The 11906-nt window shown below is 45.6% G+C and carries 10 protein-coding genes; 3 read left to right on the top strand and 7 right to left on the bottom strand.

Annotated features, from left to right (window positions below):
• Positions 1–293: 293 nt before the first annotated feature.
• Positions 294–1064 carry an NAD(P)H-dependent oxidoreductase gene (locus tag V1467_RS18065; protein ID WP_416306373.1) on the bottom strand — a complete coding sequence of 257 codons (771 nt, stop codon included), beginning with the start codon at positions 1062–1064 and terminating at the stop codon, positions 294–296.
• 111 nt (positions 1065–1175) lie between these two features.
• Between V1467_RS18065 and V1467_RS18060 the strand changes: the two genes are divergently transcribed.
• Positions 1176–2072 (top strand): LysR family transcriptional regulator, encoded by an 897-nt coding sequence (locus tag V1467_RS18060; RefSeq protein WP_416306372.1) that lies wholly within the window; start codon positions 1176–1178, stop codon positions 2070–2072.
• 28 nt (positions 2073–2100) lie between these two features.
• On the opposite strand, the gene V1467_RS18055 is transcribed toward V1467_RS18060, so the two are convergent.
• Complete coding sequence (locus V1467_RS18055) at positions 2101–2421, bottom strand: EthD family reductase (protein ID WP_416306371.1); 321 nt, start codon at positions 2419–2421, stop codon at positions 2101–2103.
• Positions 2422–2624: 203 nt separating this feature from the next.
• On the opposite strand from V1467_RS18055, the gene V1467_RS18050 reads away from it, so the two are divergent.
• Positions 2625–3056 (top strand): GNAT family N-acetyltransferase, encoded by a 432-nt coding sequence (locus V1467_RS18050; protein ID WP_416306370.1) that lies wholly within the window; start codon positions 2625–2627, stop codon positions 3054–3056.
• A gap of 64 nt (positions 3057–3120) precedes the next feature.
• Here the strand turns inward: V1467_RS18050 and V1467_RS18045 are convergent, their stop codons facing one another.
• The 4 genes from V1467_RS18045 to V1467_RS18030 all read right to left on the bottom strand — a co-directional run bounded on the left by V1467_RS18045 (position 3121) and on the right by V1467_RS18030 (position 9692).
• Positions 3121–4659 carry a phage tail sheath family protein gene (locus V1467_RS18045; RefSeq protein WP_416306369.1) on the bottom strand — a complete coding sequence of 513 codons (1539 nt, stop codon included), beginning with the start codon at positions 4657–4659 and terminating at the stop codon, positions 3121–3123.
• Positions 4660–4888: 229 nt separating this feature from the next.
• The gene (locus V1467_RS18040) at positions 4889–8074 is read right to left on the bottom strand and encodes a PKD domain-containing protein (protein ID WP_416306368.1); all 3186 of its coding nucleotides are present in this window, start codon (positions 8072–8074) and stop codon (positions 4889–4891) included.
• A 136-nt stretch (positions 8075–8210) separates the two neighbouring features.
• The gene (locus tag V1467_RS18035) at positions 8211–9092 is read right to left on the bottom strand and encodes a winged helix-turn-helix domain-containing protein (RefSeq protein ID WP_416306367.1); all 882 of its coding nucleotides are present in this window, start codon (positions 9090–9092) and stop codon (positions 8211–8213) included.
• A 123-nt stretch (positions 9093–9215) separates the two neighbouring features.
• On the bottom strand, positions 9216–9692 hold the full coding sequence (locus V1467_RS18030; protein ID WP_416306366.1) for a YciI family protein: 477 nt from the start codon (positions 9690–9692) through the stop codon (positions 9216–9218).
• A gap of 151 nt (positions 9693–9843) precedes the next feature.
• On the opposite strand from V1467_RS18030, the gene V1467_RS18025 reads away from it, so the two are divergent.
• Positions 9844–10896, top strand: coding sequence for an aldo/keto reductase (locus tag V1467_RS18025; protein ID WP_416306365.1), 1053 nt, complete (start codon positions 9844–9846; stop codon positions 10894–10896).
• A 47-nt stretch (positions 10897–10943) separates the two neighbouring features.
• Here the strand turns inward: V1467_RS18025 and V1467_RS18020 are convergent, their stop codons facing one another.
• Positions 10944–11711, bottom strand: coding sequence for a hypothetical protein (locus V1467_RS18020; protein ID WP_416306364.1), 768 nt, complete (start codon positions 11709–11711; stop codon positions 10944–10946).
• Between the last annotated feature and the right edge of the window lie 195 nt (positions 11712–11906).

Here is an 11906-nt window from a genome sequence, read left to right as displayed (position 1 = left end):
AGATCTTACACAAAAGTATTGGGTGTCTGCTTTTAGGAGCCATTTAAAAATAGTCTACGACCACAAATTGCACCCTGCAGACATTTGTTTTTCTATCGATTTTAACAAAAATTGCAGACTTCCTTGCCAAGCTTTGCTTGGCTTTCTTCCCTTCCCGTTGCAGTGAATAAAATCTCTGTTCAGATCAGCAGATCAGCAGATCAGTATTCGAGGCATGGGCGCCGAGAAAACAACGGCTGGAAGGATGTGGATTTGTTGTGCTACTGGCCTGCCTGAACCGGGGAGATAAGCGGTTAGTTGTCGATATGGGCGGTTATCCCTTCCTTATCTGCCGCTATATGCTTTGCCAGGATATTCTGCTGATAGTCACCGCCATTTTGATGCCGGAAGGGGATCGGTTTTTCGTCGAATAGATGTTTGAGGCGTCGCTGCCAGGCGGCAATTTCCTTTTCGACTATGGTTTTGGATAGCTGGCCGGTGCCATATACGGCATGGGTTGGCAGTGCATCCATGCCGGGAAAGAAAAGCATACCATGTGTGATGGGGAACAGAAGTTCTTCCAAGGGACCGTTAATACCGCGAGCGGAATATTCTTCTGCCGGCCCTCCTGCCATCACTGATAGCAAGGCCCGCTTGCCTTTGAGCATGCCTTCTCCATAACGGTAGCGATTGCCTTGTCCTTTGTATCCGTAGGCAAATCCATAGGCAAAAACACGATCTACCCAGCCTTTGAGAATCGCCGGCATGCCAAACCACCACAGCGGGAAATGGAATATCACGGCATCGGCGGCGAGCAGCTTTTGCTGTTCTGCTATGACGTCCCGGGTTTGCTGACCGGAGCTATAGGCATGCCCCGATTCTTGAACGAAAGACAGCCGGTCGTTGTCGACCCGATCAGGGAAGTCATGTTGGTCAAAAGTGGCTTTCCAGTTCATGCCGTAGAGGTCTGACTGCAGCACAGTGTGGCCTTGCTGTTCCAGTGTTGCTATCGTCTCGATAACAAATTGACGGGTTAATGAAGTGGGTTCAGGGTGTGCGTAAACAATTAATACAGTCTTTGTCATTTGAGTCATCCTGTTGCTAGTGTGGTTCGGGAAACAATCGATACAATGGGTAGTGTGGGCAATAGCAAGCTATTAATGAAATCAATTATTTTATGATTTAGTATTAATAATATGGATACTAAACGGCTTGATCTTAATTTGCTGGTTACCCTGGAGACATTGCTTGAAGAACAAAATGTCACCAGAACTGCGGCGCGCCTGCATTTAAGTCAACCAGCGGTAAGTACCCAGTTAAACCGGTTACGCAATATGTTTAACGATCCTTTGTTGATTCCGGTTCATCGCGGGATGATCCCGACAGCCAAGGCACTGGAGTTATTGTCACCATTGCGTCAGGCGCTGGAACAGGTGCGCGCTACGCTGGTTGCCCACCAGCATTTCGATCCTGCTCAGGTCAGTTTGGTCGTCACTATCGCCTGTACGGACTACCTTCAGGCGGTATTTGGTTTATCTATTATTCAACAACTGCGACAGCAATCTCCCGGAATTAAAATCGCCATACGAAACTTGGAGCCTTCACGGCTGGAACAACAAATGGCAACTGGCGATGTGGATCTTGCCCTGATGACGCCGGAGGATGCTCCACAGACCTTACGTGGCAGGCATTTGTACGATGAAGTCTATCGGCTGATTGGATGCAGTAACCATCCTGTTATCAGTAACAGCATGACTCTTGAAGACTATGTCCAGCTGGAGCATGTGATTGTGTCGCTTAATAGCGGTCATTTTTTAACTTTGGTCGATAAGGCGCTGCAAAAGCAGGGCTATACCCGCAATGTGGTGCTGTCTGCTGCATCATTTTTGTTCGTACCGGATATTGTGGCCAGATCACAACTTGTCGCATTGGTACCACAACGCCTGATTGCGGATCGCACTGATCTCAAAGTGGTTTCGCCTCCTGTTGAATTGGCAGGATTTCCGGTGGGCATGGTGTGGCATGAACGTAATCATGGTCACAGCGCTCATAGTTGGGTTCGTGAAAAAATAGCACAAGTGTTGCCCGGTTGAAGCAAAGAAATACTCTGCTAACATCGTCTCACAGCATATCACTACCGACCAGAATCACTGGGGCTCCGCCAGTTGAGATCCTGACTGCATCGGCCGCGACTTCTTGCATCTCGGTGGTTACCATGGTCTGTTGCAATATGTCGGCTGACTCGAAAGGCATGCTGAATATTTTATAGAAAGGGGTATTGCCCTGTTCATCTTGCAGTACTTGGGTGATGGTATAAGGTCGGGCATCCATGGGGATATCCATTTTTTTGTGTAATAGCTCGATATGCTGCCGATAGTCATGATCAAACTGTTTAGGGTCTGCCGGCTTGGGGTAAAGCACCATTAATTTTACGTCGGACATAATATTCCCTGTAATGTGATTGTTTACCAATAACTAGAAACCACTACAGGGTAGTCCAGCTTTAGTCGAATAACAGGGGATTAATGAAAAGAATAACAACAGCAGGCACAAAAAAGTGGTGCTTGTTGGACGCGTATTTCTGTCATCTAGTGTAAATTCTCCCTTAGTTATGAACAGGTGTGATCTATTAAGGGGGATGAGTTTTGATCAAAGGTTATAAAGTAAGCTGCAAAAATGAAGATATGGATTTATCTGTCATTCATGGTTTTATTTCTCGATCTTATTGGGCGTCCGGGATCCCGCTGGATATTATGTCAAAGGCAATTGAAAACTCGCTGTGTTTTGGTGTTTTTCTGGATTCCGGAGAGCAGGTTGGTTTTGCGCGGATGATTACTGACAAATCCACTTTTGCTTATCTGGCGGATGTATTTATTCTGCAAGAACATCAGGGTAAAGGTCTAAGCAAATGGTTAATGAAAACAATTATTGAACATCCGCAATTACAAGGTCTTCGCCGTATGGCATTAGCAACAAGTGATGCGCACGGGCTGTATGAGAAATTTGGTTTTAAAGCATTAGCTAATCCGCAAACGTTCATGGAATTGTGGGTTCCGGATGTATACGTTAAAGCGTAGAGTAAATCGATCAGTGGGTTAGGTTTGATAATCTCCATGTTAGCCAGTGTGAATCAACAGCTTCTCATGTTGGTTGGTTCTGTTGTTCGACTTTGAGCAGGATAAATTCAGCGGGTTTTATTATTGCTACTCCAAGTTCAACAATTAATCTGCCGTTCGCAACATCCGTTGCGGTCATGGTGCTGTTTAATCCCACGTTGACAAAATAAGCCTGTTGCGGTTTTGCTCCTGCTAGTGCGCCTTGTTGCCAAAGTTGTGCTAAAAAGTTTTCAATCATCATTTTTATGGTTGACCACAAATTATGCTCATTAGGTTCAAATATCAGGGCTTTTAACCCGTAACGTATCGATTGTTCAATCATCATTGCGGTGCGCTTGACGTTGATATAACGCCATTGGGCATCATTACCAGCAAGGGTTCGTGCCCCCCAAACAACGACCCCTTGACCCACAAAGCTGCGAATGACGTTGACTGACTTGCCTGAAGGGTGAATATTTAGTGCTTGTTGTTGTTCCGCTGTGAGCGTAGTGCAAGGACGTATTACTGAAGAAAGCGCGATATTTGCCGGTGCTTTCCAAACGCCTTGAGTGCGATCAACCAGGGCATAGCAACCACAAATGGCGCCACTAGGGGGTAATAGATTAAGTTTTTCGCTGATTCGAGTCATCATGGCCGAGTATAACGGGCTTAAATTCAGCAAGGTTTGATGTAGCTGTTGTTGTTCATTGCGCTGGGCATTGTTGAGTGAGGCTAGATCCTCTTCGGCAATTGCATCAATTATGGATTGAAGCTGTTTTTGTTTAGTGATCGCCGTCCTGTTGGCGGCTCGATAATTTTCAGCTAATTCCATCAATAACAGCCTTTTTAAACTGGCAATGTTATAGAAACAGCCAAAACCAAGGTTTTTCCTGTTTATCGCTATGGTATCTAACCAGGGATAATATGCCGCCGCGTAGCTGAGATCTGCCCCGCTGATATGATGACGAAACGCCTCAATACAGTTATCTGGCCGGGTATGGCTAAATTCGCTGTTGCCTTGAAAAATATCCAGAATAGCAAAGTGTTTATCAACGCCTTGTGAGCTTCGGGCCAACAATGCTTGCTGCACAGACGCACATTCGCTAGCACTGGCCAAGGCTACTGCATCCGGTATCGCGATTAGTGAGATATTGGTCTCATTTGTTATGGCTGACAGTCCCGTAATTATTGAACTAGCGTTGATGGTACTTTTATAGTCACCCACCGAGACGATAAAGCATTCGCTGCCGCCATTATTAAAAAACAGAGATAAACTCCGGTAGAGCAAAAAGTTAGTGGAGTGTTGCGACAGACAATAACCTTTATTCCCGATACTGGCATCCGTCAGCTGCCCTGCTTTAACGGGAGTGAGGTTAAATTGATGCTTGGCATCACCTCCAAAATATTGTTCAAATTCAAGCAATGAGGTAATGCGTACCGGTTTGTTGAGTAAGGAGCGACCGTTATTTTGATGTTGTTGTGTATAGCCGACAAAGGCAGCTATACAGGTCGATGAGGCGTTTATACTGGGAGGCAAATGAGCGGTTTTATCAATGTATACGCCCGGTGCTAGGTATTCTGGCATTTGTCATATCCTTTATACGAGAGACATCCCCTTTTTTATTAACCCTGTCGTGTCAATTTGGTTTATCTCCAATAGGCTCTTTATAGATTAGCGGAATACCGGAATAATGCTGATTAAAAACTTGTTGCAGCGATTCAGTTTTCGAAGCTAATAGATATTGGGGATGAGTAAATGTGTGCCGAAAAAACAACGCCACTAAAGTGTGGCGTTGTGATGTTAAACATTAAAGTTACTCGTCTGGTGTACATTGTCCTTTATTGGTTTCACTGGAGTTGACAGTAAAGGGGTAGGTTAATAGTCCTACCAGTTCCAGCGTGACGTCTGTTGGCACTATCCGGGCGCCGATGACTTCCATCTGATAATTGCCGTAGCTGTATATCTGCAACAGCAGATACAGTTGTCCTACTGCGTTGAGCGTGACATTCTGGGTCACTTCCCCAACCGGGGTGGTAATCTTGACCGTGAGCTGAATATCCGCAAAGGGGGTATTGTCGACCTGATTAGCAGCAACCAGCCACTCCATAATACTGGGTGAGCTTTGTCCATGGTCAGTATGATTAACACAGGTCTTAGAGCCAGTGGCAAAGCTAAGTTGTGGTGCGGGTATTTCAACCTCGCCTTCATTCGCCATGGTGTAACCCAGTCTTTGGTGGTTAATATCGGTGAATTCGATACGAATTTGTTCCCCAACTTCTTCATCGTTTACCAGTATGGAGAAAACTTGCCCGTCTTCTATGGGAGTATCACTGTAAATCCTGATACCACCGGGAGCCGCTTCGGTTTGCCAGCCTTCGGGCAGGCCATAGGGAAAGTCGATTTCGCTCCAGCGCGGTTTTTGTAAACCGAGAATAAATTCGAAATCATAAATTTCGCCAACTTTATCATCAGGCAGATCCAGTTCCACCAGATACTCGTCTTCCCCGGTATCCTCCATAAAGGTTGTTTCAGTTTCAAAGCGCAGTGTCTGTTCATGCATATGAATGTTTTTGCGACCCTGATTGATTTCTGCGTCGTTATCATCTTTGGCAGTTGCTGCATCGGCAGCGGCGTTCCAGCTGTCAGTATCAATGCCTACCAGATTATCCAGAAATGCCAGTTCATCAGAGGCATAAAGGGTATTGGCGACACTATAGCGATTGTAGTGTTTGGTATCTTCGCTGGCCCCTGTATAAATATTTTCGACGTAATCCTTGAGGTTATTGATAAAACCGCCACTAAAGCACGACACCATTTCCATCATGATATGCACGCCTTTATCGGAAAGCGGTTTTAGCATATCGGCAAAGGCATCGTCGTACAGTTCCTCATTACCCCACAAATTAATGCTTTCATGGAAGCCGACCTGATCGGCAACATCACCATCCAGATTCCAGTCCACACCGCCATCCAGAATATCGATAAAATAGTCGCCGTTGGTGTCGCGGCCCATCTCCTGCCATTCTCCTTCAGCATTTAACCGTTCGACCACAAAGCGCTGACCATCCCAACGTAAGCGAATATCGACGCTGCCATCGCCGTCACTGTCCCACTGGTTGCTTTTGTATTTTCGATTGGTGGTATTCAGTTTGGTTTCTAGCCAGGCAACGGGAACGCCGAAGTTGTCATTGCTGTCGCCATCACCGTTAAAGTCTTCCCCTGCTTCTGTTTCGCTAATAATGTTGTCATCGTTTTCGTTGCTACCCCTGAATTGAAACGTATCACCCACCCGCTTATACAGCTTGATTTCACCTGCTTCGTTTTTAACCACAAACCAGGTGCTGCCCTGATAGGCAAATGCAGCAGAGGAATGGTAGGTTTTTTTGCGTGCGTCAAAAGCAAAGGTATTTTCATCATAGACTTTGCCTGAGTTGAATTCTTTGCCGCTAAATACTGGTTTGGCACCCGAGTATCCCTGTTCCTGACTATGACCGGCGCCGTGATCGGTGACAAAGATGGTTAACGTACAGCTGCCGGGCATCTTCTCGGCAAGCTGCTCAATATGTTCACTGATGGTTTGAATACTGGTTTTGGCATCGACTATATTGCTGCCATTAACGTTAATCGCTCCACCATTGTTATAAAACACTTCAATCTGATCATCGCTGAAACCCAGTTCTTTCATCTTGTTAAATTTGGCGACGATGTTATCGATATAACGCTGATGGTTGTTACTGTCATCGACCCCACCACTGATAATAATGGAACGATCACATTCTTGTGCCTGGGTGCCGGGGGCTGGCTTGGCAAACATAGGCAGGGGTTTGGGTTGATACAGATAGTCAACAATCTCAGGAGTCACACTGGCAGATTTTTCGCCCTGATCTTCAGCCATGTCCGGCGTAACAAAAAGATCGTCCCAGTTCCTGTCAGTGGTAGCAGCACTGATCAGTTCATATTTTTCTACGCTAATCAACGGTGTAGGTTGTATCGCGTTGGTGCCGCTTTCAACGGCATAATCCTTAATTTCTCCATACACCATAATCTGGTTACCATGCCAGTCATCTGGAGGAAGATTGCCATCTACCCGGGTAAAAGAATGGTGGGCAAAACGTTCATCGACTTGCAGTCGCAGCATGTTGTCGACTAAAAAACCGATACCATCGCCATTAACTTCGGTATTGCCGTAATAGCCCAGTACCCAGACTTTTTGGCCTATCATGTCAGCATATTCAAAATACAGTTCGTTCAGCAGCATGGCGCGTTCGAGCTGTGAAGCGGGTATTGCGTTGTCGGCAGTAGGATTAATAAAAATATTCACGCTGGATGTTGCTGTTTGTCCTTCGTTATCAGTCACACTGAGTTCAAATGACAGAGTTTCAACCGCATCCACATCCGGCGACATAAAGGTTGGATTACTTATGGTGCTGTCGCTGAGGACAACACTGCTGCCCGCAGTTTGCACCCACATAAAGGAGACGATGCTGCCATCTGTATCATTACTGGCCTCGGCGTTGAGGCTGATTTGCGTTAGCTCGTCGACAGTTTGTTCACCACCTGCGTTAGCCATCGGGGGCAGATTTACCGGTGTGACGTTGACGGATATGCTATCGGTTGCTGTTGCCCCGTCATTATCGGTAACAGTCAGTGAAAATGTTAAGGTATCAGGTTGGGTAAGAGTGGGACTGGTAAAAGTCGCAGCTATGCTGCTGGCATCACTTAAAGTCACTGTCGTACCCGCGGTTTGTGACCATAGATAACTGCTGATCGAGCCATCGCTATCGGCACTGCCACTGGCATCCAGGGTAACCATGTTTTGTTCATCGACACTTTGGTCACTGCCTGCGCTGGCTATGGGGGCGATATTACTCGGAGGAGGATTATTACCGCCGTTACTATTATTGTTATCACTGCCTCCACAAGCGTTAAGTAGAATGACTATTAGTATGAGTAGCAGACATCTGGTTAAATCATAAATAAAGCTGGATGAGGTTCGCATGGTCATGTCCCGATTTTGTTTTATAGATAAAGCAATCTATAAAACAAAATTCCCTGACATTCTTGAAACCTTTTTGAAAGATCTTGAATGCTATATTTTTCAGTAAGTTAGATTAATACCACGAAAGTTGTTGACGTCATAATGCATCAGTATTTGAAACCTTGGCTTTATCTGCTTGAGGCGGATAAAGAGGCAGGATAAGTTTGTATAGCTGTTCGGCATTGACTGCAACACCTTGACCTTGATGTTGCTTCATTAACTGGTGTTGGGCATCGGTAAGCACGATGGTATATAAGAAGAAAGGTGTTTGATTATGATTTTTGCGCATCGTTTTAAGCAACGAAAGTCCCGCCAAAACCTCACCCTTTCGTCCCATATCTGATATCACCGCGTTGTACTCATACAGCGCCAGACTGGTGAGTGCCTGGTCGGTGGACGTGACCTGATAGACGGTAATATTGTGCTGTTCAAGATAGCGTTTCTCTTCGCGATTGTTATCCGGGTTATCGTCAACCCACAGTAGTCGCCCGACAGAATTAGCTGGCTCACTTAACACCAGAGGATTGTGACTAAGTTGAAATTGCATCCATCCCCAGCTAAGCAAAAAGGCGATAAGCACGCTGACAATGAGCAGGTAGAGCCGGTTTTTATTTTTTTTGGCCGGGGTCTTTCCGGGAAAGGATGATTTTTCAGCTTCAGTGATACTCAACTGCTCGCCCAGTTCCGGATTGAGCCGATATCCTTTACCTCGCACGGTCTGGATAATGTCATGATCGTAGCCATGTAGCTTGAATAATTGGCGCGCGTCAGAAACCAGTTTGGACACCGACCATTCCGATACCACAGTATCCGGCCAGATTGTTGTCAGAATATAATCTTTGTCGCAGTGCTCGGGGTAGTGGCTGATGAGTTCAATCAGCAGGTAAATCAGGCGATCTTCGGCATCAACTTTTTGACCGTTGATAAGCAACTGTTTGCTAACGGTGTTCAGGCTGATGCTGGAAAACTGGTAGATCATAATAAGTCGCTTGATTTATATACAAAAATAATAAGCGGACTGATAGTGAAAATCCAGTGCTTCCGTTTTGCCAGGCACAGTCATCAAGCAAAATCGGCCCAGCTTTTTTTGTTGCTTATCCGGCTATTCAATATGGGTTTTCTGAATACGCTTATGCAGATTGTTGATTTCCATCAGAGCGGCCGAGCCATAATATTTGCTTAATTCATAATCAAAAATACCGGCCTGTACTGCAGGATCGGTGCTGACCATTTGTTTGGCTACCTCCAAGTCGGAGGTATTGAGGATTAATAGACCACGTTTAGGTTTAGCGTCCATAAAAGGGCCGGCTAAAACCAGATGCCCTGCCTCGGCGAGTCGATTCATATTGGCAAAATGTCCGGCAAAAAGCTTCTGGCGCTGTTTCTCGTCGGTGATTTTGTCATCCATTTCACCGGTGGTCAGGATCACCAGTACGTAACTTTTCATACCATACTGATCCGCGCCCAGACGCTCGGCCAGTGCCTTATCATATGTCCGTTCAGATGGTTTTTCCTGACTGGCTATCGCTATATTTGGAGCACAAGTAAAAATCAGCAGAAACAGCAATATTTTATGCATAGTGTTAAGGTCTTTTATAAAGTGAACAATATTATTTATCACGAACTCAGGTTATTTAAGCACAGTGACATCATGATCGTTAGCCTTTATTGATTAATGGATTTTGGGCACCATATATCAGTATCAGGCAATCAATCGTAAAGGTGAATTAATGCAATATTCGACACTGGGTAGCAGTGGACTGGAAGTGTCCCGTATTTGTTTGGGGACCATGACCTGGGGTACGCAGAATGACCAGCAGGATGCCAATCAGCAAATCGACTATGCGCTGGATAAGGGGATCAATTTTTTCGATACTGCCGAGATGTATTCGATTCCGCCCAATGCAGAGTCTTATGGTAAAACTGAAGCCATTATCGGCAACTGGCTGGCTGCCAATCCTTCACGTCGGAATGAATTAATCCTGGCGACCAAAATGGCTGGCAGCGGCCTGGCCTATATACGTGAGGGGAGCGATATTAGCGGCGATACCGTTATTCAGGCGGTGGATGATTCACTTAAACGTTTGCAGACTGATTATATTGATCTTTATCAATTGCATTGGCCTAATCGAACCTCTCCCCACTTTGGTAAGCATTGGCCTGGCAAGATCAGTATAAGTGATGTCGACAGTGCCAGTGAGTCGGTCCAGATGCTGGATATTCTGCAGGCCATTGATACATGTATCAAACAAGGCAAGATTCGTCATTGGGGGCTATCTAATGAAACCCCCTGGGGAATCAACCAGTATTTGCGCTTAAGCGAACAGCAAAGCTTACCGCGGCCGGTATCGATTCAAAATGAATTCAACCTGTTGCACAGCAAGGATTGGCCTTACCTGATTGAAAATTGTGTGCATGAAGAGGTGGCCTATTTGCCCTGGTCACCACTGGCAGGCGGAGTGTTATCAGGTAAATATCTGAATAATGCCCGCCCAGTCGGAAGCCGCTGGACATTGGTACAGCGCAATGGTCTGTTCCGTGATACCGAGTTTACCCAGGCTGCGACCCGGGAATATGTGGCGATAGCCGAGAAGCAGCAAATCACGCCCGCACAACTGGCGCTTGCCTGGTGTAATCAGGTTGACGGGGTGAGCTCTACTATTATCGGCGCAACATCATTGGCACAATTAAGCGAAGATATGCAGGCTTTTGAGCTTGTGTTGAGTGACGAAACCCTGGCTGACATTAACGACGTGATGCGCCGTTATCCTGTACCATTCTGATGCAGTGATCATCAAGCAAAGGGGAGCTTAAAAGCTCCCTTATCCTGTTACTGTGATACCGCTGCGGGCGTTGGAGTTGACGCTTTTGACAAATTCTTGATCTGGTTTTCAAGCTGATTCAACCGGCTGGCCATATTCTGGTTGTTCATAATGGCATTAGTCAGTTTGCTATTCACATCAGAGGCGAGTTTGCTATTCCTGTTTACAGAGAGCAGAATCTGTTCCAAATCGTTCTTCAGATTCGACATGTCGCTTTGCAAGGAGCTGTATTGTTCTTGCATGGCAACGATACTGGTGTTGTTCACCCCCATATCGGCTTCCAGCAACTGCGTCTTTTTCTGTAAGTCACCGATGGGCTTACCGGTATTTTTCAATTCTTTGGACAAGTCCTGTATTTCGGCCTGATTACGACGCCAGGCGGACGCCCATAGTTTATCCATTTGTCCCCACAGTTCATCCGACTTTTCGATAAGCTGTTTGACCTTGGCTTGCAGGGCTATGGTTGATTCGCCCATTTCTTCACCAGTGGCAGATAATTTCTTTTCCAGTTCCTCAATGCGATCGTTGGAATCGGCTAACTGTTTATTTAGCAACAGGCTTTGCTGATATAGCCAGCCACAGGCACCGCCGGCAGCTAACACTAATATAAAAGTAAAAATGCCCAGCACTGAAACGGATTTACGCGGGGCCGCTACAGCCGGTTTTTCAGATGTTTCTTTTTTTGGGGATTTTTGCTGATTACGTTGCCGTAAATAGGCTTCTTTATCTTCTTTATCCAGATAAATTTTGGGCGTATTTTCATCAAACTCGGACATAATTTTCCTTCACAACAGCTATTTATGAGTTACGTAATCAGTTCTGACCTATATTGGTTGTTATTGCTCGGCATGGTGGACATCAAAGACCAATAGCTAAACTAATAGCTTATCATATTATCAATCGCCTGATTTTTAAAATAGACAATCCAAAATATTCTCTGCCAAAGGTGATTGAGGTTATTACAGATAATA

Source organism: Neptunicella plasticusilytica, assembly GCF_047922965.1.
Classification (GTDB): Bacteria; Pseudomonadota; Gammaproteobacteria; order Enterobacterales; family Alteromonadaceae; genus Neptunicella; species Neptunicella plasticusilytica.
Note: the sequence above shows the minus strand (reverse complement) of the source record. Positions and strands in the feature narration are given on the sequence as shown.